Annotated in this window: 14 protein-coding genes and 1 pseudogene; 7 read left to right on the top strand and 8 right to left on the bottom strand. The window is 68.6% G+C overall.

Translation table 11 applies throughout. The features are described from left to right. Window positions 1-6 precede the first annotated feature (6 nt). Window positions 7-1,140 (bottom strand): AAA family ATPase, encoded by a 1,134-nt coding sequence (locus ACAM58_RS27945; protein ID WP_027730955.1) that lies wholly within the window; start codon window positions 1,138-1,140, stop codon window positions 7-9. Window positions 1,141-1,396: 256 nt separating this feature from the next. On the opposite strand from ACAM58_RS27945, the gene ACAM58_RS27940 reads away from it, so the two are divergent. Further along, complete coding sequence (locus tag ACAM58_RS27940; protein ID WP_018907211.1) at window positions 1,397-1,633, top strand: DUF2281 domain-containing protein; 237 nt, start codon at window positions 1,397-1,399, stop codon at window positions 1,631-1,633. A gap of 132 nt (window positions 1,634-1,765) precedes the next feature. On the opposite strand, the gene ACAM58_RS27935 is transcribed toward ACAM58_RS27940, so the two are convergent. Beyond that, the gene (locus ACAM58_RS27935) at window positions 1,766-2,647 is read right to left on the bottom strand and encodes an SMP-30/gluconolactonase/LRE family protein (RefSeq protein ID WP_051128066.1); all 882 of its coding nucleotides are present in this window, start codon (window positions 2,645-2,647) and stop codon (window positions 1,766-1,768) included. Window positions 2,648-2,785: 138 nt separating this feature from the next. Between ACAM58_RS27935 and ACAM58_RS27930 the strand changes: the two genes are divergently transcribed. From ACAM58_RS27930 to ACAM58_RS27905, 6 genes and pseudogenes are all read left to right on the top strand, one after another. Next, on the top strand, window positions 2,786-3,745 hold the full coding sequence (locus ACAM58_RS27930) for a tripartite tricarboxylate transporter substrate binding protein (protein WP_018907208.1): 960 nt from the start codon (window positions 2,786-2,788) through the stop codon (window positions 3,743-3,745). A 72-nt stretch (window positions 3,746-3,817) separates the two neighbouring features. Continuing rightward, a pseudogene (locus tag ACAM58_RS27925) lies at window positions 3,818-4,018 on the top strand (transcriptional regulator); the annotation flags it as partial. Then, on the top strand, window positions 4,005-4,328 hold the full coding sequence (locus ACAM58_RS27920) for a BrnA antitoxin family protein (RefSeq protein WP_018907206.1): 324 nt from the start codon (window positions 4,005-4,007) through the stop codon (window positions 4,326-4,328). The pseudogene ACAM58_RS27925 and the gene ACAM58_RS27920, both read left to right, overlap by 14 nt. Window positions 4,329-4,430: 102 nt before the next feature. Then, the gene (locus tag ACAM58_RS27915; RefSeq protein ID WP_018907205.1) at window positions 4,431-4,589 is read left to right on the top strand and encodes an HHHH-motif protein; all 159 of its coding nucleotides are present in this window, start codon (window positions 4,431-4,433) and stop codon (window positions 4,587-4,589) included. A 121-nt stretch (window positions 4,590-4,710) separates the two neighbouring features. Then, the gene (locus ACAM58_RS27910) at window positions 4,711-4,980 is read left to right on the top strand and encodes a type II toxin-antitoxin system ParD family antitoxin (protein ID WP_015865565.1); all 270 of its coding nucleotides are present in this window, start codon (window positions 4,711-4,713) and stop codon (window positions 4,978-4,980) included. Next, the gene (locus tag ACAM58_RS27905) at window positions 4,977-5,303 is read left to right on the top strand and encodes a type II toxin-antitoxin system RelE/ParE family toxin (protein WP_018907203.1); all 327 of its coding nucleotides are present in this window, start codon (window positions 4,977-4,979) and stop codon (window positions 5,301-5,303) included. The genes ACAM58_RS27910 and ACAM58_RS27905 overlap by 4 nt, the downstream gene beginning before the upstream one ends. Window positions 5,304-5,331: 28 nt before the next feature. Here the strand turns inward: ACAM58_RS27905 and ACAM58_RS27900 are convergent, their stop codons facing one another. The 6 genes from ACAM58_RS27900 to ACAM58_RS27875 form a co-directional block, all read right to left on the bottom strand. Then, window positions 5,332-6,543 carry a CaiB/BaiF CoA-transferase family protein gene (locus tag ACAM58_RS27900; RefSeq protein ID WP_062364810.1) on the bottom strand — a complete coding sequence of 404 codons (1,212 nt, stop codon included), beginning with the start codon at window positions 6,541-6,543 and terminating at the stop codon, window positions 5,332-5,334. A 100-nt stretch (window positions 6,544-6,643) separates the two neighbouring features. Further along, window positions 6,644-7,942: an aspartate carbamoyltransferase gene (locus tag ACAM58_RS27895; protein WP_018907201.1), complete on the bottom strand. Its 1,299-nt coding sequence runs from the start codon at window positions 7,940-7,942 to the stop codon at window positions 6,644-6,646. A 61-nt stretch (window positions 7,943-8,003) separates the two neighbouring features. Continuing rightward, window positions 8,004-9,965 carry an ATP-binding protein gene (locus ACAM58_RS27890; RefSeq protein WP_062364811.1) on the bottom strand — a complete coding sequence of 654 codons (1,962 nt, stop codon included), beginning with the start codon at window positions 9,963-9,965 and terminating at the stop codon, window positions 8,004-8,006. Then, a complete protein-coding gene (locus tag ACAM58_RS27885) occupies window positions 9,875-10,537 on the bottom strand; it encodes a response regulator transcription factor (protein WP_018907199.1) in 663 nt (220 codons plus the stop codon). Before ACAM58_RS27885 ends, ACAM58_RS27890 begins: the two co-directional genes overlap by 91 nt. A 68-nt stretch (window positions 10,538-10,605) precedes the next feature. Continuing rightward, complete coding sequence (locus ACAM58_RS27880; protein WP_062364812.1) at window positions 10,606-19,446, bottom strand: hemagglutinin repeat-containing protein; 8,841 nt, start codon at window positions 19,444-19,446, stop codon at window positions 10,606-10,608. Window positions 19,447-19,467: 21 nt separating this feature from the next. Then, on the bottom strand, window positions 19,468-21,153 hold the full coding sequence (locus ACAM58_RS27875; protein WP_018907198.1) for a ShlB/FhaC/HecB family hemolysin secretion/activation protein: 1,686 nt from the start codon (window positions 21,151-21,153) through the stop codon (window positions 19,468-19,470). Window positions 21,154-21,339: the final 186 nt, after the last annotated feature.

Genomic DNA, 21,339 nt, shown 5'->3' with positions numbered 1-21,339 from the left:
GCTCGGCTAGGGATTCACGGGCGCCAACGTTCTGACCCAGCGCTCGAACGCCGCACTTTCGAACGTATGCACACCGCCCGGCGCCTTCGAGATGATGGTCTTGGACTTCAAGTTGTTGAGCGAATACTGCACGTCGGACGGCGCGAGCGAAGGGACGCCGAGAGCTTTGGCAAGCTTCGCAAGCGCCGCCTTTCCGAATGGTTTGGCATGCGGGTCGTTGGCGAAGAGCAAAAGGAGCTGGCGCTGCATCGCATCGAGCGACGCCCAGGTTCCTTCGTGGTTTTCCTCCTTGTCCTGCTCTGCCTTTTCGGTTGCCACTGCGCGCTCGAAGGTGAGCGACGGGTCCATGAGCATGGCCACGACCACCGAGAGAAATGGCTCGGGCTGCTGGTGGAATTCTTGGAAGGCCGTCCATCCTGCGGCGACGTCCAGGGTTCGCCCGCTGGCGACCTGGAACTTCTTTGCGACGAATTCGACCAGTTCTCTGCCAAGCAGCGGGAACTCTTGAACAGTGGCGCCCACCGAGAAGAGTGGCGCGGTGCTGTTGGAGAAGACGTTGGCGAGCTGCGTGCGCGATGAGCCGGTGAATACGACTCGCAGCTTGTCGCTGTTCTTGGTGATGGCGGTGCGCAGTGCCATTGCCATCAGCTCATTCTCTTTGTTTCGTGCGAGTTCCTGAGCTTCATCGACCAAGAGCAGAAGCTTCTTCTTGGAAACGAGCTTGACAACGAGTTCTTCGATACGCAGGGCGAGTTCAGTGGCTTCCTTTTTCGCGTCGCCCAACTCAACCTCGATGGCGCCCTTCAACTCACCCGCGCTGCCAGATGCCTTGACCTTCTTGACCGGCTCATGCAGCTTGTGAAGCGCCCTTTGTGCCAACGTCCTCGGCGTGAGCGCTTCCTCCAGTCCCCGAACAATCGCGATGCCGGGGTTCAACCTCGTCTGCCAAAGGTCCACGTATGCGACGGTGAAGCCGGCAGCGTCGGCTGCTGGCGTCAGGTCTTTGCGCAGGAACACCGTCTTCCCAGTGCGCCGAGGGGCGAAAATGGTCGTACTCACAACCGGCCCGGCTTGCAACAGGGCCAGGTAGCGCTTTGCGAGCTCCGGTCGGGGGCAGTGCCAAATCTGGTTCAGTTCCATACGAAAAATTATAGTCGGATCTCATAATTATTGAAATCATGTTTAATTTTTCATAGTGCTCGCGCCGCCTTCGTCACAGGAGGGGACAGGACCGCCTCCACGCCGCCCACGTTCGTCCCGGCTGATAAGGCTTGTCTCAGACATTAAGCGCCGTCTCGGACATTCATGGCAAAGAACAGCAGGCTTCGAGCAAGTTGAACCGAGCCGTGGTGCAACCGAAAATCAACCGACGCATACCCGAGCGAGGAACCACCCCATGACTGCCATCGAGGCTCGCCTGCTCAAGCGCCTGAAGCAACTGCCGCCCGGCCGCCTGGCCGAAGTGGTGGACTTCGTCGAGTTCCTGGCCGCACACGAGGAGCGCGCGGCGGCCGCGGCGCGCCTGGGTGAAGCCATGACCAAGCTCGATGCACTGAACCTGGCACCGCTGTCGGAGGACGAGATCGAGGAAGAAGTGCAGACCGCCCGCAAGGCGCGCCGCCCAGGCGCCTGAGACCAGGCGCCGTGCGCTTCGTGGTCGACACCCACCTGCTCGTCGCGGTCATCACCTCCGCCGGCCTGCCGCGCCAACTGATGGACGTGAAAATCGTCGAGAGGTCCTGCTCGTAACTTCCAGCTCAGCGCGCTAGCAGCCTCCAAATCGATCAGGCAGGCGCCCCGGCGCAGGCAGCCCTTCGATCCGGAACAGCCCGCCATCGTGCGTCTTGTTCCCTTCCAGGCGCGCGCTGCGGAAAATGCTGGTCAGGTAGATGCAGTCCAGGTGCGGCCCGCCGAAGCAGATGCTCGTCGGATAGCTCGCAGGCAGATCGATCAGCCGCTCCAGCCTGCCGTCGGGCGCAAGGCGAGCGAGCTTGGCGGCGCGGGTCAGTACGGTCCAGACGAAGCCCTCCGCATCGACCGTCGCGCCATCGGGGCCCGAATCGAATTCATACGTCCTCGCGAACATGCGCTTGTGGCGCAGCGGGCCGTCGGGGTCGTAGTCCCAGGCCCAGATGGTGCGTTCCAGGCTATCGGCCAGGTACAGCACGCGGCCGTCGGGGCTGAAGCAGGGTCCGTTGGCAAAGCCGATGTCGTCGGCCAGCTGCTCCACCCGGCGATCGGTGCGCAACCGGTAGAGGCCTCCGATGACCGCCTCGCCAGGCCGGCGGGCGACGTGCATGGTGCCGGCCAAGAAGTGGCCGGCCGCGTCGCACTTGCCGTCGTTGAAGCGCACCTTCGGGTGGTCCACCGGGATGCGGGCCAGCGGCTCCAGCGTGCGGGTGGCGAAGTCGTAGCGCGCGAAGCTGTTGCGCAGCGCCACCACCACGGCCGCGCCGCGGCAGGGCGCAATCGAGCCCACGGGCGCCGGCAGCTCATGCCGCTCGGCCTGCCCGGCTCCGGCTTGCAGCCGCCACAGCGCGCCGCCCAGCGCGTCGATCCAGTTCAGCGCCTGCGCGTCGGCATCCCAGCAAGGGCTCTCGCCCAGCTGGTCCCGGGTGGTTCCGATTCTGGTGATCTGCACGGTCATCGGCGAAGTGTGCAGGGCCGGGCTGTGCGCTGCCGGCGCTTCCCGCAAAGCTGCTTTTCATTTCGTGCAGCGCAGCGCCAAGGGCGGCCACCTAGACTGGCTCCAGAGCCCGATTCCGGGCCGGAACAGGAGACAAGAATGAGCTACCGCAAACTCGTGATCGGGCTGGCGCTGGGTGCCTGCGCGCTCGTCGCGCCCGCACTCGCCCAGCAGGTGACCCGCATCGTCGTGCCCTTTGCCGCCGGCGGCGGCACCGACCAGTACTGCCGCATCCTGGCCCAGGAGCTCAACAAGCAGGGCCTGAACGTCATCATCGAGAACAAGCCCGGCGCAAGCGGCATCCTCGCCGCCGACTACGTCGCGCGCGCCAAGCCCGACGGGCAGACGGTGCTCGTGTCCTCGCTGGGCACGCTCGCGAACAACAGCGTGCTCTACGACAAGCTGCCCTACGACCCCGCGAAGGACTTTGCGGCCGTCACGCAGATCGCCTACCAGCCCGCCATCGTCGTCGGACGCACCGACCTGCCCTACAAGAACATCAAGGAAATGGTGGCCTATGCCAAGCAGAACCCCGGCAAGATCAACCGCGGTTCGCCGGGCGCGGCCATCCTGACCAACCTCGCGCCCATCGCTTTCGAGAAGGAACAAGGCTTCAGCACGCTGCACATTCCCTTCAACGGCGATGCGCCCGCGCTGCAAGCCCTGCTGGGCAACCAGATCGACATCCACGGCACCTCCATCACGGGATCGCTGCCCTACGTGAAGGCCGGCAAGCTGCGCGTGCTGGGCGTGATGGATTCGAAGCGCCTGCCGCAGGTGCCCGACGCACCCACCTTCAAGGAGCAGGGCTTCGACATGGAAGCCACGCTCTGGTATTCGCTCTCGGTGCCCGCCGGCACGCCGCGGCCCGCAATCGAGCGCCTGAACAAGGCCGTCAACCAGGTGATCGCCGACCCCGACTTCGTGGCGCGCGCCCGCGCCATCGGCATGGAGCCGCGCGGCGGCACGCCGGAGGAGCTCGACAAGTTCATCAAGGCCGAGGCGGACCGCTGGCTTCCCGTGCTGCGCGGGCTGAACTTGCCGAAGCAGTCGCACTGAATAATGCCGTCCAGGCGCGACGTCGGCCTTCTTTTTTTGTAGTTACAGAATAACCCCTGCACACGGATTAATCTCTAAGGCACCGGCGGATTGCGCAAGGTGCGTTGGTCGCGCCCCGGCATGGGCAAGCGCGGCGGCGCCCGTGTGATTTATTTCAACCGCAACGAGCAGGACGATCTGGTACTGCTGTTGGTCTACGTGAAGGCCAAGTTCGACAACATCCCCGCTGCGATCCTGCTGAAATTGAAGGAGGCGATCGATGCCGAAGATTGACAAGGAAATGGCGCAGTTCGAGAAGGACCTGCTCCAGTCCATGGGAGAAATGAAGCGCGGCGAGCATGCGGCCGTGCACACGCCCGCGCAGATCGAGGCGCGCAAGCGTGGCCGGCCTGCTGGCAGTGTGAAGGCCGACGCCAAGGTGTCGACCGCCATCCGGCTGGATGCAGTTGTTCTGGAGGCATTGAAGGCGGCTGGGCCCGGTTGGCAGACGCGCGCGAATGACGCGCTGCGCGATGTGTTCGTGGCGAAGGCGACCCCCCGCACTCGTCCAAGACGCTCGCACAGAGCGCCAGAGCGAAGCTGATCACTCCTCTTCAACAAGTCGTCTGGAGATCGGGGTCAAGCGTTATTCAAGCTGCGTCGTTCACGCGACGCGTGCTTCCGTCATTTGCTTTGAAAGAACATCATGAAGATCAAGCAGCTTGTCCTCTCCGGCGTCGTTGCGTTCGCCACCCTGGCCGCCTTCGCACCGACGATCGCTTCCGCCGCGCCCCACCATCGGGCGCACAAGGTGTGCAAGTGGAATGCGCACCATCACCACCGCGTCTGCCACTGGGTCCGCTGAACAACCAGACGCCGCTGCGCCTGCGGAACCCCTGTCGAATGACACTCCTACGGGCCAGAGTTGATCACTCCCCTTGTTTTTGATAGGATTAAATCCTACTGCTTTGACCGGGGAGTTCACCATGCGCACGACGCAGCAACTGAGCATCACCCTGCCCAACGAAATGGCCGACGTGGTGAAAGCCAAGGTGCGCGCTGGCGAGTACGCCACCGAAAGCGAAGTCATCCGCGACGGCTTGCGAGCGCTCCTGGCGCGTGATCGCGCCGTCGAAACCTGGCTGCACCGCCAGGTCGGCCCCGCCTACGATGCATTGAAAGCCGATCCGTCCCGCGCTGTCACGGCCGACCAGGTGCGCGCACGCCTGGCCGCTGAACACGCCAAGGCGCGGTGAGCTATCGCGTCGCGTTCTCTCCCGAGGCCGAGGAACAGCTTGCGGCCTTGTACAGCTACATCGCTGCCGCAGCTTCCCCCGAGATTGCTGCGCGGTACACCGAGGCCATCGTGACCTACTGCGAGGGCCTGCGTGCCTTCCCCCACCGTGGCACCAGGCGCGACGATGTGCGGCCCGGCCTGCGCATCATCAACTACAGAAAACGCGCAGTGATCGCCTTTTTCGTGGACGCCGAGCAGGTGTCCATCATCGGCGTGTTCTATGGCGGCCAGGACTACGAAACCATCCTGGATGAGGACTTCGGGGACGACCTGGAGCATTGAGCGCCTTGATGCTGCAGCATCGCCGGCTTCATCGGATCACGCTCCTGCGCGCCAGCGATTCGAACCGGCCCTCCCCCATCTCCAGCAGTTCGCGCAGCACCTCGGCCGTGTGCTCCCCCAGGTGCGGCGGAGGATGGCGCACATCCGAGCGCGCGCCGTCGATGACGTAGGGCGGCGCATGGACGGCCTGCGCGCCGGCTTCCGCGTCCTCGAACCGGTGCCAGACACCGGCCTGCGCCGTCCGGTCGGACTGCAGCGCCTCGTACAGGCCCAGCACCTCGCCGCACGGAATGCCGGCCTTGTCCATGCGCGCGAGCAGGTCGGCGCGCGAAAACTGCGCGATGCGGCCGAGCAGGATCGGCAGCAGCTCGTGGCGGTGCTTCGCGCGCTCGGTGTTGGTGGCGAACTTCGGATCGGCCGGCAGCTCGGGGCAAAGAATCACCTCGTCGCAGAACTTCCTGAACTGGCTGTTGTTGCCGACGGCGATCACCAGCGGGCCGTCCGCGGCCTCGAACACGCCGTAGGGCACGATGGACGGATGCGAGTTGCCGAACTTCGCGGGATCGCCCTCGTTGAGCCAGGCGGTCAGGCCGTAGTAGGACGTGATCATCATGCCGCTGTCGTAGAGCGACATCTGGATGTGGCGGCCTTCTCCGGTGCGCGTGCGCTCGTACAGCACCGCGAGGATCGCCTGGGCCGAATACATGCCCGTGAACATGTCGACCGCGGCGATGCCGAACTTGAGCGGCCCCTGGCCCTCCTCGCCGTTCATCGCCATGAGGCCGGTCTCGCCCTGGATCACCAGGTCGTAGCCCGGCCGCGCCTTCTCCTGGCCCAGCACCGAGTAGCCCGAGATCGAGCAGTAGATGATCCCGGGATTGAGCTTGCGCAAGTCCTCGTAGCCCAGGCCCATCTTCTGCGCGCCGCCGTACTTGAAGTTCTGGATCACCACGTCGCACTGCGCCGCGAGCTCGCGCACGAGCGCCTGGCCGTCCTCGTCCTGCAGGTCGACGCAGATGGAGCGCTTGTTGCGGTTGCAGCTGTTGAAGTAGGAGGTGTTGTGGCGGCCGATGCGCACGCCCCAGTCGCGCGTGTCGTCGCCGCGTTCGGGATGCTCGACCTTGATCACGTCGGCGCCCAGGTCGGCCAGCGCCATGCCGCACAGCGGGCCGGCCATCACGCGCGACAGGTCGAGCACGCGCACGCCGGCCAGGGGTTGCATGGAAAGGTGGTTCTTCATTCGACGGTCCTCGGGGCGCCCGCCCCGGGCGCCAGAAGACCCAGTCTAGGAGCGCACCCCTGCCGCCATGCACCGGCGCATGAAAAGGTGCTTTGTAGTTTCAGTCGAGTCCGTCGAAGTCGGCATCGTCGGGCCCGATGTGCGCGGGCGAGCGCCAGCTGGCATCGCGCATCGAGCGCGCCACCTGCTGCTCCACGCCCATCAGCACCGCGAAGATCGCCATGCGCACCGGGATGCCGTTGTCGGTCTGCCGGAAGATCGCCAGCCGCGGATCGTGGTTGAGGTCCACGCTCAGGTCGTTCGCGCCCGGGCGCCCGTCGCGCGGCAAGGGATGCATCAGGATCGTGTCGGGCTTGCAGGCTGCGTCCACCAGGGCCTTGCACACCTGGAATTCGGGCGTGTAGCCCTCCAGCGTTTCTCCGTTCGCGAACCGCTCCTTCTGCACGCGCGTGGCGTAGACCACGTCGGCGCCGCGCAGCCCCTGCGCCAGCGAGGAGGTCTGCTCGACAACGTGGCCGTTGCGCGCGACCAGCTCGACCAGGTAGGCCGGCATCTCCAGCGAGGGCGGCGCAATCAGCGTGAACTTGAGACCGCGGTAGAGCGCCAGCAGCCGGATCAGCGAATGCACGGTGCGGCCGTACTTGAGGTCGCCGACCAGCGCCACGTGCGTGCCGTCGACCAGCTTGCCCATGCGCGAGAACTCGCGCTGGATGGTGTACAGGTCGAGGATGGCCTGGCTCGGGTGTTCGCCGGGACCGTCGCCGGCATTGATGACCGGGATGTTGGTGGCGCGCGCGAACTCGGCCACCGAGCCCTGCTCGGGATGGCGCACCACCAGCGCATCGACATAGCCGCTCATCACGCGGCTGGTGTCGTAGATCGACTCGCCCTTGGCCATCGACGAGAAGGTGAAGCCCGTGGTGTCGCACACCGTGCCGCCCAGCCGGCAGAAGGCGGCGCCGAAGCTCACGCGCGTGCGCGTGCTGGCCTCGAAGAACAGGCTGCCGAGCACGGCGCCTTCGAGGATGCGCGTGACCTTCTGCCGGCGCGCGATCGGCTGCATCACGTCGGCCACGTGGAACAGGTCCTCGAGGCTGCCGCGGTCGAACTGCGCGACCGACAGCAGCTGCGGCTTGCCTTCAGCCGCGATGCGCTGGGCGAGCGGGCGCTGCTGACCTGCGCCTACCGAACCGACGCCGGTGTCGAGCGCCTCGCGCTGAAGAATCTCGGCAACGAACTTGCCGACCATCTCCGGCATCGCGCGCGACTCGCTCGAATCGGACGGCAGCAGCCAGGTGTCGAGCGCGCGGCGGCGCACGCCCAGCCGCTCCGAGAACGCATCGCGCGTGAGATTGAGGCGGCGCATCGCGTCGCGCAGGAGGTCTTGCTGTTGGCTCATGCCTCAAATGTACGCTATGCGCTTATTATTCCTAGAAAAATATACTCATTGCGTATATTTTTTACCTTACTCCATCCTCCAGAACCTCCACCGGGAAGCGCAGCGCCACCGTGGTCCCGCCCGGCGTCGGCCGGATGTCGAGCGTGCCGTTCAACCGGCGCGAACGCGCTTCCATGTTGCGAAGGCCCATGCCGGCGTGGCCGTCGCGGCCGGCGGTGAATCCGCTGCCGTTGTCGGCCACCGCGAGCGAGAGCTGTCCGTCGGCGGCCTCGATGCCGATGCGGACCTTCGAGGCGCGGCTGTGCTTGAGCACGTTGGCCAGCGCTTCCTGCAGCAGCCGCAGGAAGTCGAGCCCGCGCCGGTCGTCGAGGCGGCATTGGTCCAGGCCTTGCAGCGCCCAGGTGCATTCGATGCCGGCCGCCTCCAGCACGCGCGTCGTGCGGTGGCGCAGCGGGGCGAGCCGTTCGGACAGCCGGTCGGTGTCGTCCAGGGCCGAGCTCTCGATGATCAGGCGCAGGTCGTCGCGCACTTCCCTGAGCGCCCACAGCGCGGTGTCGGGCCCGGCCGCGTCGCGGTTTTCGAGCGAGGCGATGTGGCCGCTGAGCGTCATGCCCAGGCCGTCGTGCAGGTCGCGCACCAGGTTCATGCGCTCGGCCAGCCGTGTGTTCTGCAGTTCGGTGGCGTGCTCGCGGTGCAGCACCGATGACAGGCGCTGTGTGGCGTCCTCCACGTGGTGGCGCAGCTCGTCGTTGAAATGCTCGACCAGGCGCATGCCGACCACGAAGCGCCAGGTCAGCACGAAGGAAATGCCCACCAGCATCGCGCTGGAGGACCAGGGCGTGTAGTAGAGGTTGGTGGCCAGCACGCCGTGGAACACGAGCACGTCGTGCGTGCCGGCCGCCAGCGGCAGCAGGGTGCACAGCGCCAGCGCCTGCACCTCGCGCTTGCGCGGCGAGGCCAGCGCATGGCGGCAGATGATCCAGGCACTCAGTGTGTAGGTAGCCAGCGCCACCACCACCGCGGCGCCGCGCACCGGCGACAGCAGCGCGTGCGGCGCCAGCCACAGCGCGGCCGTGGTCAGGCCGGTGGCGCCGCCGATGAGCTGCACCGCACGGCGCCGCCGCAGCCCGCAGAAGCGCAGCGCGAACATCAGGAAGGCGGCGGTGCTCAGCACCAGGGCGGACATGTTGACGGCCTGGTAGGTGTCGGTGCTGCCGAAGGGCCAGGTGCTCCGCGCGATGTAGTTGTAGCCCACCGGCACCCACAGCAGCGAGAACAGGCTGAACCAGCCGTAGAAGGTCTCGTTGCGCCGCAGCAGCCAGAACAGGCCGTAGAGCACGCCCATCGCGAGCGTGATGCCCAGGCTGAGCATGTGCAGCGACTCGCGGATCAGCTGCTCATGCCGATAGTGCGCGTCGGCCGCGGCCGGGCTGTCCACCATCACCGGGCCCAGACCGGGGGCATAGGCCGCAAGGCCCGAGACACGCACCAGCAGCTCGTTGGGCCCGGGGCGCAGCAGCGGCGCGCTCAGCAGCCAGTGGCGCGGATGGTTCCAGCTGCGCGACAGCGGCTCATCGAGCTGCGGGTCGCGCGCCAGCAGCGCGCCATTGAGGTAGACCGCGCCGGCCATCGAGAAATAGTCCATCGCGAGGCCCCGCGGCGCGGGCACGCCGGCCGTGGCGGGCTCATTCCACCGCAGGCGATACCACACCACGCCATCGTGCGCGGGCCAGCGCTCGGCCCAGGCGTCGGGCAGCGTGACCGCGGTCCACCCCCCGGCCGGTGGCGCGTCGGGGCTCGCCGGGTCGGCGCGTGCGGCCTCGATGCGTTCGAAGCCGGGCGCATCGAGCGCGGCGGCCGGCGCCAGGCCCGCAAGCAGGCACAGGAACAGCAGGCCCGCCAGCAGCTGCTGCAGTACGCGGCCGCGCGGGATCAGGGCAGCAGGCCGCGTCCGCGGGCGCTGTGGACGGCCGCGGCGCGCGAGTGCACCGCGAGCTTGCGATAGATGTTCTTGGCGTGGCATTCGACGGTGTTGACCGAGATGAACAGGCTTTGCGCGATCTCGCGATTGCTCTGTCCCTGCGCCACCAGTTCGAGCACTTCGACCTCGCGTTCGCTGAGCAGGCCCTCGTCCGCCGGCGCGGCCGCCATCCTAACCATCTGCCCGGCCGGCGGCGTGGCCATCAGGTGCAGGATGCGCCGCGCGATCACGGGGTCGATGGGTGCGCCGCCGCGCTGCATGCTGCGCAGCGAGAGCTCCAGCTCCACATCGTCGCCGTTCTTCAGCAGGTAGCCGGTGGCGCCGCCGCGAATGGCGCGCAGCACGGTCGCGTCGTCGCCAAGGCTGGAGACGATCACCGACTCGGTCTGCGGCGCATGCGTTTGCATCCATTCCACGAGCTCGATGCCGCTGCCGTCTGGCAGGCCGACGTCGACCAGCGCGAGATCGAAGCGCCGCAGGGCCAGCTGCGCCCGTGCTTGCGCCAGCGAATCGGCTTGCACGCACAGCGCGTGGCCGTGCACCTCCAAGACGATGCGCTGCAGGCGCGAGCGCACGGGTTCGTCGTCATCGACGATCAGGACGTTCAGCAACAAGCGTTCTTCTTTCATCGGGCCATGCCGGCGGCAGGGCGGGCCTGGATTCTCTCAACAACTTCCGTGTCTCACTGGCCGGAGAAGCGCATCGGCACCGTCTTGGTCGTGCCATCGGCCTGCGGCACGCTGACGTTGACCTTGAGCTCGCCCTTGATGCCGGCCGGCGGCTTGCCCTGGAAGGTGCCGGTCTTGGGGTCGAACTTCAGCCATGCGGGCAGCGGCTTGCCGTCGCTGGTCAGGGCCTTGGGCGCCTTGCCCGGCGGCATGGCGGCGGGCAGCGGCACGCTGGCGCTGATCTGCTGCGCGCCGGGCGTGGACTTGCCCTGGTTGACGACGATGCCGCCCGCGCCGCCGCTGATCGTGGTGTTCTGCACGGTGGTGTTCTTCTGCTTGTCCATATAGACGTTCGCCATGCCGCCGCCCTTTTGCTGCTCGAAGGGAGAAGCGGGAGGCTTCGGCGCAGGCGTGGGCGGCGGCGGTACGGCCGGTGGCTTGCCGCTGCTGCCGGGCGTGGGCGGAGGGGAAACCGCCGGCGGCTTGCCGGACCCGGGCGTTGCGGGAGGCGGCGTGGCCGGCGGCTTGCCAGTGCCGGGCGCGGGCGCGGGCGGTGCCGTGATTGCAGGAGCCGGGGCCGGCGCAGGCGCAGGCGCTCCGGCCGGAGGATTCGTCTTGGCGCCCGTCTTGCTGGAAGGCGTCATGGTCGAGCCGGAGGCCGAGGCCGAGAAGCCCACCACCTGCGAGCTGCTGGTGCTGACGGCCGCCTTGGTCTCGAAGCTGCCGCCGGTATCGACCGCCACGCCGTTGGCGGCCGCCACCTGGGTGCCCTCGAGCGAGGTATTGCCGCCCGAGGACAGGCTGATCTTCCCGCCGCCGCTCGTGATGCCGCCGCCCGTGGCGGTGTTGCTGTCGGACTTGGAGGAACCGACGCCGAGCGAGGCCGCGCCGCTGCGGTGGTTGACGGCCGTGCCCTTGTCGGCCGGCGTGCTGCCGACGAAGGTGTTGCCCGTGGCGATGACCTTCTCCTTGTTGCCGCCGCCGCCCGCCGCCGAGACGTCGACGCTGAGCGACTCGCTGCTGGCGATGGTGCGCGCCGCGTTCATCGCCAGGTTGCCGCCGGCCGCCACCGTCACGTCGCCGGCAGTGCTGGCGATGGCCGTGCCGGTGAAGCTGGCGTCGCCGCCGCTGCGCAGTGTCAGCGGTCCGCTGCCGCTCGAGATGCTGCCCGCCACGTCCTGGTCGAGGCTGCTGCGCGACTTGCCGACGCTCACGTCCACGCTGCCGCTGCCGCCCTTCTTGGTCGCAGTGACGCCGGCTGCCACGCCGACCTGCTCGCTGCTGGAGGAGGCCGTGTTCTTTGCCGCCTCGAAGTCGAGCTTGCCGCCTGCATCGACGGTGGCCGCGCCGCCTGCGGCGATGTGGGTGCCTTCCAGGCGCGTGTCGCCCTGCGTCTTGATGGTCAGATTGCCCCCGCTCGCGATGCCGCCGGCCACTGCGGTGCTGGTGCTCTCCCTGCTCTTCTCGCCTTGGTAGCTGACTTCGGCGCTGCCGCCCTTGTTGACGATGTCGGCCTTGACCGAGCCGCCCGCGCTGGTCGAACTGGAACTGCTGCTGCCCGTGTTCTGCGCCGCCTTGTAGTCGAGCGAGCCGGCCTCGAGAGTGACGTCCTTCGCCGCCGCAATCTGCGTGCCTTCGAGCGTGGTCTTGCCGCTGGAACTGCTGGACACGCTGCCGCCCATCCTGATGGTGGAGACGACCGCCGTGCTGCTGTTGGACTGCGCCGCTTCCTTGCCGTACTCGTAGCTCGCCTTCACGCCGCCGCCGACGCCGACGTTCATCGACTGCTTGCTGGCGCCCGGCCCGACCTGCCCTTCTGCCGAGACGCTGGCCGAGGCCTCGCCGTAGACGCCGAGCTTGGCGGTGTGGCTCGTGCTCTCCGAGGAGGCGTAGGTGGTGTCGGCCGCCGCCAGGCTGGTGATGGTCTTGGCCGACTGGTCGAGGTTGCCGCCGCCCTCGATGCGCGTGCCCACGTCGGTGATGCTGTTGGCCGCCTTGCGCGTGATGTTGTTGCCGGCCGAGAGGCCGGAGGTCACGGCTGTCGTCGAGCCTTCAACGGAACTCGCGCTCGTGTTCGATCCATACAGGCCCACCTCGCCCGTGGCCGAGGCATTGGCCTGGGCGCCCGCCTTGGCACCGATGCCCACGCCGGCTTCGGCGCTCGCGCCGGCCTGCGCCTTGCCCGATGCATAGAGGCCCGCGGTGGTGCTGCTGCTGGTGGTCGACACCTGGTGCACGTCGTCCACCGCCTTGAAGCTCATGTCGGTTGCCGCAAGCGTCATGTCCCTGCCTGCGCTCATGGTCGAACCCTCGAGCGTCAGGCCGTCGCGCGCCGTCACATCCAGATTGCCCTTGGCGTTGATGGCCGAGCCCTGGTGCGTGGTGTCGAGCGTGCGCGTGGTGCTCTTGGTCTGCTGGAAGACGTCCAGGTGGTTCTCGCTGGTGGCCGAGGCACCGGCCTGCGCATCGGCACCTGCGTTCGGGTTGCCCTTGCCGCCGGCGGCCGAGGCCGCGGCGCCCACGCCCGACTGCGCCTTGTTGTCGGTGCTGGCCATCAGCCCGATCTTGGTGGTGGTCGTGCTGGTGCTGGAGGTCTTCTTGTCCTCCGCCGCAAGCAGGTTCACGTTCTGCGCGTTCACCGCCGCGTTGCCGCCGGCATTGACGGTCGAGCCCTGCAGCGTGAGGTCCTTCGAGGCATCCACTGCGAGGTTGCCGCCGAAGCTCAGGTTCGAGCCGACGTGGCGCAGGTCGGTGGTGTCGGTGGTCGTGGTGGTGGTCGAGCTGAAGGCCAGGCCCGCGGCACCCTTGCCTGCCGCGCCGGCCGACGCCTCGGCCGAGGCATTGGCGAGCCCGCGCCCCGAGCCGGCCTTCGATGCCGCGGCGGCACTGGCCGAACCCTTGCCGGAGGCGCCGACCTGCATCACGCCCGTGTTCGTGGTCGTGGTGTGGGTCTCGTCGTAGTTGCGGCCCGCGAGCACGTTGACGTTGGCGGCGCTGATCTTGCCGTCGCCCTTGACGTCGACGTTCGAGCCCTGGACGGTGATGTCGTTCTTCGCGGCGAGGCTGGCGTTGCCGCCCACTTCGAGGCTGCTGCCCACGTTGCGCACCGACAGCGAATCCTCGGTCGTCTTTGTGGTGCCGTACAGCGAGCTGTTCATGCCGAAGCCGCTCGCCTTGGTCTCGGTGTGCGTCGTCGTCGTGTTCTCTCGCGCGATGATGTTGAGGTTGTTGCCAGCCTGCAGGTCGGCATTGCCGCCGACCTTGGCGTCGGTGCCGGCCAGCGTGATGTCGTTGCCGGCCTGCGCCGCCAGGTTGCCGCCGACCGTGAGGCCGGACTTCACCTGGGTGATGCTCGTCGTGGTGCTGTCCTTGGTGCCGCTGCCGTGCTTGACCTGGATGTTCGAGAAGGTGCTGCTCGTTTCCTTCTTCTCGATGGTGTCGAAGGTCACGTTGCCGCCGGCCTTCAGGCTCGCATCGGTGCCGGCGTTCAGGGTGGCGCCCAGGTTCGCAATGTCCTTCTTCGCGTCCAGCGCCAGCGTGCCGGTCGATTCGATGCCCGCGGTCTTGCCGAGCACCGTGTTGTAGAAATGCTCGCCACCGCCGCCCTCGCTGGCGGTCTTGTTGACGATGCTGCCCTGCGTCGAGCTGAGGCTCACGTTGCCGCCCTTGATCAGGCCCGACAGGTTGGTGATGTCGCCGGCCGACGCGATCACCAGCGAGCGGCCGCCCACGATGGTGCCGCCGGTGTTGGTCAGCGATGTGAGGCTGAGGTCGGCGTCCTGCGCCGAGATCACGGCGCCGCTGGCGATCTTGTTCCTGGTGCCCTGGGCGAGGTAGACCACCGGCGCGAGCACGGTCTTGCCGCCGATCTCGGTCTGCACCATCCACACGATGTCCTGCCTGAGCGAAGCCTGTTGCTCGGGCGTGAGCGCCTTGCCGTAGACCAGGCCCAGCGAGCCGCTTTGCGTGGCGGCGCTTTCCATCAGCCCCTTCATCTGCGTGTCCGCGCCCTGGTAGCTTGCCAGCACCGCACTGCCCGTCTGCTTGATGATCTGCTGCTTGACCAGCCAGGCTTCGTAGCTGGCATCGCCCAGCCGCATCGACAGCTTGTCGGCGTCGTAGCCCAGGAGGCGGGTCAGGTAGTCCGACCCGACCGAGGCGGTGCCCGCGAGGTAGAGCGGATTGCTTTCCACCAAGTATCTCGCGCCCGGCGACTGCGCGGTCACGAAGTAGCCGTTGGGGTTGGCCGGCAACGCGATGTTGATGCCGCCGAAGGAGGTGCCCCGCACGCCGTTGGCGGCATTGGCGTCCAGGAAGGACATGGCCGGCAGCGGGCGCGTGCCCGTGCTGCCGGTAAAGGCCGCGGCGCCAACAGCGTCGGCGGCGATGCTGGGACCCCGGCCGACGGCGCTGCCGGGCAACGCGCCTTGGCCGACCGTGCGCGGTGTGTTGGTCGACGCGGGCGCCGCAGCTTCGCGCACGCCGTCGAGGTTCTGGTTGCTGCCCACGTCCTGCGCCGTGGAGCCGTTGTTGACGAGGCTGAAGCCCGAGCCGCGCAGGCTCGCGGTGTACAGGCCCGCCCTCAGCACGTTGTTGGCGCTGGACGACTGCGGGCTGTCTTCGTAGCCGCTGGTGTAGCAGACTGCGTCCCATGTGCCGTTGCGGTCGCACAGGCGGTCTCTATAGTCGATCTCGGGACCGAGCGCTATGTATTTTGTCGTGCGCGAGTAGCGCACGACGTGCGTGGTGGTGGTGAGCGCGAGGTTGTCGTTGGTGAACTTCGCGCCGCCGAGCTGGAAGCCGTGGCCCGCATCGTCCACGATGCCCAGGCCCGTATGCAGCGCGCCGTTCGCCTGCGCGGCGTCGTAGGAGAAGCCCTGCAGGTTCATGCTCGCGCCGGCATAAATGGTGCCGCCGATGTTGCGGCCCTCGTGGAAGGCCAGCTGCATGTGGCGCCCGGCCGTGATCTGCGGCGCGACCTCCGGCGGCGGCTCCGAGTAGGACTGCGTGGTGGTGTAGCTGTACTGGTACAGCGTGGCCTCGTCCTTGTTGCCGCCATCCGCGGTGCCCTTGTGGACGTCGTCGCGCGAGGCGATCGCGGTGTGCGCGCTGTCGGGGCCGCGCGTGGTGATGCGCTCGAGCCCCGGCACCTCGTTCTTCAGGGTGGCCGCCACGATCGCGATGTCGTTGCCCGCGTCGATGATGCGGCTGTTGAGCAGCGTGTTCGCGCGCAGCGAAAGGCTGTCGTCGCTGTGGATGTCGCCGGTATTGACGAGCGTGCCGTTGGCCTGGGCCGTGAGCATGCGGCCCGCATACAGCAGGCCTGCATTGTTCAGGTTGCCTGCCTGCGCGTTGGGCGTGGCGGCCGAGAGGTCGAGCGTACCGCCGTTGGCATGCACCTCCAGGTCGTTGAGCGCCGAGATCGCGCCGGTCGCGCCCACCGTGATCGAGGGCGCCTGCACCTCGAGGTCGTGCGCCGAGAACAGCAGGCCGTCGTTGGTGAAGGCATTCGAGACGCGGACCGTGCCCCTGCCCTGGCGGCCGGTGTCCACCGCGGCAAGGATGCGGCCGGTCCTGGCGTCCGCGCCGCTGCCTTCGACCGCCAGCGACAGCGCGGCGGCGTCGAGATCGAGCGTGTACTGCGCCACCATCGCCGCCCGCGCGCCGACGCTCACGTTGCCGATGTCCACGTCGATCGAATCGCCGAGCGCATTGCCGTTCAGCGCCAGCGTGGAATTCGCATCGCCAGCCACGCGCAGCAGGCCGCCGCTTTGCAGCGTGCCGCCGACGGTGGCGGTGTAGCTGTTGGCGCCAAGGGCCTGCAGCGTCAATGCGCCGTTGGCCACGATGTCGCCGTGCCCCGCCGTGCCGTCGGCCTGGCTCGTGAGCCCGCCGTTGCCGACGCCGAGCGTGAGCGCGCCCAGCGACTGCAGCATGCCCGCGTTGGCGATGCGCTGGCCGGACAGCGTGCCGCCGCCGCTGCTCGCGGTGGCCAGCGTGAGGGTCGCGCCGGCCTGGTTGTCCACGCTGCCCGTGGCCGCGATGCTGGAGTCCGCGGCGCTGCCGCCCTGGATCGTGCCCGCGTTCGAGATCTCGCCGACCGAGATCGCCAGCCTGTCGCCCAGCATCAGGCCCGCATTGGCGAGCGTGCTGCCGGTGCCCGAAACGCCGAGCGTGCTGCCGGCCTGCATGGTGCCGGCGTTGCCCAGGCCGTCGGCCGCGCTGACGTTGGCCTGCAGCCGGCCGCCGGTGCGCAGCAGGGCCCCTGCCTGGTTGTCGATGCGGCTCGCGCTGAAGCTCGCATCCCCCAGCGCCTGCAGCGTGCCGCGGTTGGCCAGCAGGCCCGCCACGTTCACCTGGCTCGGCGCCGCGCCGCCTTGCGTGGACAGCAGCCAGGTGCCCGCGTTGTCGAATGCGCCGGCGTCGACGCGGCTGCCGCCCGCGGCCTGGATCCATCCGGCGGACTCGTTGCGCACGCTGTCTGCGGCCAGCGAGAGGCTGCCGTCCGAGAGCAGCTTGCCGCTGTTGCCGAACGCCTCGGCCGCACCGCCGCTGCGGTCCGCGATGCCGAGCGAGCTTGTGGCGTGGATGGTTCCGCTGTTGGCGATGGCGCCATCCACGCGCACGGCCGCGCCGCCGCTGGTGGCGTCCACCACGCCGGCATTGTCCAGGCCCTGCGCCGAACTCAGCGCGACGTTGGCGCCGATGAGCGTGCCGCCCGCCGCATTGCCGAAGGCGCCGCCGCTCGCGAGCGAGAGCGTGCCGCCTGCCTGCAGCACGGCGCCGCCGGCGTTGCGGATGCCGCCCGAAACGTCGGCGCCCAAATTCCCGGCGGCGGCGATGGCGCGGCGGTTGTCCAGTGCGCCGGCCGTGACCGCAAGCTCGCCCGCGGACTGCACCACGCCGCTGTTGAGCAGCGTGCCGGCGATGTCCATGCGGTCGCTGGCGCCGGCCTGCTGCGACAGCAGCCAGGTGCCAGCGTTGTCGAGCGTGCCGGCGCGCACGGCCGAACCCGTGGCCGCCTGGATCCAGCCGCCGCCCTGGTTGCTCAGCGCGGCGGCGTTCAGATCCATGGCGCGGCCGGCGAGCAGGTCGCCGCCGTTGTCCAGCCTCTGCACGGCCGCGGCGCCCTCGCGGCCGGCCACGATGACGTCCTGGGCCGCGCGCACGCTGCCTGTGTTGGCGAGCGTGTCCGCCAGGTGCAGCGTGGCACTTCCGCTGGTCGCAATCACCTTGCCGCTGTTGCGCAGGCTCGCGGCCTCGATCGTGTTGGCGTTGCCGGCCTGCATCCAGCCGCTGTTGTCGATGGCCGCGGCGTGCGTTGCCATTGACTGGCCCGCCAGCAGGCTGCCGCGGTTGTCGACTGCCTGTGTCGCGCCGCCCGCAGCGTCGGCGATGTCGAGGTTGCGGCCCGCGTTGACCTGGCCGCTGTTGGTGATCAGGCCGCTGGCGCGCAGCGTGACGTTGCCCTGGTCGGCCGTGATCGTGCCGGCATTGGCGATGCCCTGGCCGGCCTCGATGGCAAGCTGCCCACCAAGGCTCTGCACGCCCTGGCCGTCGCCGGCCGCGGTCGAGAGCAGGCCGGCCGCGGCCAGGTGCAGGTCGCCGCCGGCCCGCACGGCCGCGGCGCCCAGGGCCAGCTCGCCCGCGGTGGCGCGGGCCTCCAGCGCGCCGGCCGCCTGCAGGCGCGAGCCCTGTCCCGCGTCGATGCGCGCTGCGCTCGCCTCAAGGTCATTGCCGGCAATGAGCGAGGCGCGCTCGAGCGCCAGGCCCCCCTGCGCCGCGCTCAGCCGGGCATCGCGCGCGGCCGTCAGCGTGGCATCGACCAGCGCGATGGCCGCGGCATCGGCGCTGCTGCTCGCCACCAGCACGTCGCGCTGCGCCGACAGGCGGTTGCGCAGCTCGATGCGGCCGGCCGCCGAGAGCGTGAAGTCCTCGGCGCTGGCCGCCGCGTCGCCCAGCATGCGCACGCCCACGCCCGCTTCGGTGGCCATCAGGCGGATGCGGTTGGCGTACATGCCGCCCAGCGCCGAGCTGTCGATGGCGTAGGCCGGTGCGCTGCCCAGCGCATCCGCGCTGCCGGTGATGGCACGCGTGCCGTAGTCCCAGCGGTTCGGCCCCGCGAAGATGCCCAGGTCCTTCGCGTTGACGGCGGCCTCCAGCCGCACCGAGCGCGTCACCAGGTCCAGCACCTGCTGCGCCGTGGCATTGAGGCCGCTGCCCGTCACCAGGATGTTGCCCTGGTTGACGTTGAAGCCGCCGAGCGCGCCGTTCGCGGCGAGGAAGGGCACGCCGGTCGAGAGCGTCACCCGGTCGGTGTTGATGAAGCCGCAGCCCGAGCAGGTGATGCCGTAGGGATTGGCCAGCACCACGTCGGCCTTGTTGCCCAGCACTTCGGTGAAGCCGGCCAGCGTGCTGCGGTTGTTGCTCACCACCTCGTTGAGGATCACGTTCGCCGGCGCGACTATGTTGAAGTTCGCCAGCAGCTGGCCGGCAAGCTGCGACTGGTAGTTGATCTGCTGCGCGCTCGTCGTGTTGTTGAGCACCAGGCCGTTCGCGTTCACGTTGAACTGCTGATAGCGGTTGTGCGACAGCCCGGCCGCATTGGCGGCATTGATGTTGACCACCGTCGTGCCGTTGGGCGAGACGTAGATGGTGGCCTGGCCGCCGGGCGCGAGCACGGCCGAAGGCACCTGCGCCTGCGCAGCCGACAGCGCGGCCGCAAGCACCGCCGCCGCGGCCAGGCGCGAACGCTTTTTGCTGGCCTTGTCCTTGCCGTGCCCGCGTGCGCTTTCGGCGACGGCGGCCCAGCAGCCGGAAGCGGCATTCCAGACGACGCGATAGATGTGGTTCATGAGAGGCCTTTCAGCGCGGGTTCAGAGCGAATAGGACAGGCGCACCCCGACGCGCGTCGATTCGCGCTTCATGGGGGCCGGCAGGTGGAGGGCGCGCGAAGCGAAAACGTCCACACTGAGCCCGCGCCACAGCAGCGAGGCACCGAGCGTGGCGCCCGACATCGAGCCCGAGGGCACGCCGTCCGCGCGGTTGCTCACGCGGCCGAAGTCGTAGCCGGCGTAGACGCGGCCCGTCAGCGCCTCGCCAGCCGCCACGGTTTGCCAGGGCCAGGCGAGCTCGTTGCGCCAGTAGTAGCCGTTGTCGCCGCTCAGCGTGTTGAGCAGCGAGCCGCGCACCGAGGCGATGCCGCCCACCAGGATCTGCTGCGAGCCGTACAGCGTGTCGCGGCTGTGCTGTCCGCTGAACTGGCTCGACCACACGAGCGGCTGGCCGCCGGCCTCGAAACGGCGGCTGTAGCCCAGGTCGAGCGTGAACTTGCTGAACTGGGCATGCGGCAGCTTGTCGGAGAGCCCCGGCTGGTCTTCGAGCGCGCCCAGGATCGACAGGCCCCGCACGAAGCCGAGGCGGGCGTTCAGCACGCCGCCGCCCAGCTGGGTGAAGGCCGCGGCGCCGAGGTCGAGCGTGCTCAGCGTGCGGCTGCTCACCGAAAGGAACTCGCCGCCCAGGAAGTTGCGGCTGTCCTGCACCGCGAGCCGGGCCGACATCGACAACCGGCTCGCCTGATCGCGGTACACCACGTGGTCGACGCCAAGGCTCTGCGTGGCGGTGCGCCCTTCGGAAGCCAGCTTCCTGCCGCTCGGAAGCACCAGCGTGTTGGTGTAGGCGCTTTCGCTCGCGTCGAGGCTGAAGGTGCTGTAGCCGAAGGGCACCGAGGCGCGCAGCGCCGTCATGGCCGAGTTGTGCTCGCGGTCGTGCGGCACCGACTGGCGGCGCGTGATCGCGATCAGCTCGTTGAAGCCCAGCAGGCCGTCGAGGCTGAGCGTGGCCGAAGCGCTCTTCTCACCCGTGGCCGGCGTGCCGGTGTTGTCGTAGCTCGTGAACAGATGCACCGGCAGGCGCGCCTTGTTGCGCACCACCACCACGCTGCGGCCGGGCTGGCTGCCGGGCTGCACGTCCAGCGTGGCCTCGTTCGAGGACAGGCTGTTGAGCTGGTCGATGCCCTGCTCCAGGTCACGCAGGTTCAGCAGGTCGCCGGGGCTTGCCGCAAAGGCGCCGCGGATCGACACCGCGCCGGCGCTGCGGCCCGTCTGCTGCAGTTCGAAACGCTCGATGCGGCCCTCCACCACCGCGATCTCGAGCACGCCGCCGCGCAGGTCCTGCGCGGGCAGGTAGGCGCGCGTGGTGATGAAGCCGCGGTCGATGTAGCTCTTGGTGAGCGCCGCCAGCACGGCTTCGAGCTCCGCTGCGCCGAGGCAGCGGCCCGCGTAGTCGCGCGTGATGGCGGCGCGAACGTCCTCGGGCAGCCGGCTCGCGCCGCCGATGCGGATCTCGCGGATGTCGCGGCACGGCGCGCCAAGGTCGGGCACCGACACCTTCGGCTCGATGGACCTCAGGTCGGTGCCGCCCGGCGGCGGGCGCTGCGGCAAGGCACGCTCCTGGTCCTGGCGCAGCCGCTCCTGCTGCTGGCGCTCGATGAGCTGGTTCTGCCGGTCCAGCGCGCCCGGGTCGATCTGCGCCTGCGCCGGCAGGGCCACCGCGGTCAGCACACAAAGTGTCAGTACATGTATTTTTTGTGTCTGCCGCAAGGGGCGGCGCCGGCGCTGGGCGAAGGGCATGGTTCGGGTCCGTTGCGAAGCCGGCACCGAGTGCGGAATGCGCGCCCCGCAAGGGACCTCAGCGTGGCTTCCTAAGGCCGCGAACTGTTACATGTGGCTGCAGTTCTGGGAATCACG

It is taken from the genome of Variovorax sp. V116 (assembly GCF_041154435.1).
GTDB lineage: Bacteria > Pseudomonadota > Gammaproteobacteria > Burkholderiales > Burkholderiaceae_C > Variovorax > Variovorax paradoxus.
The sequence above is the reverse complement of the archived record's forward strand: the minus strand, read 5'-3'. Positions and strand labels throughout refer to the sequence as shown.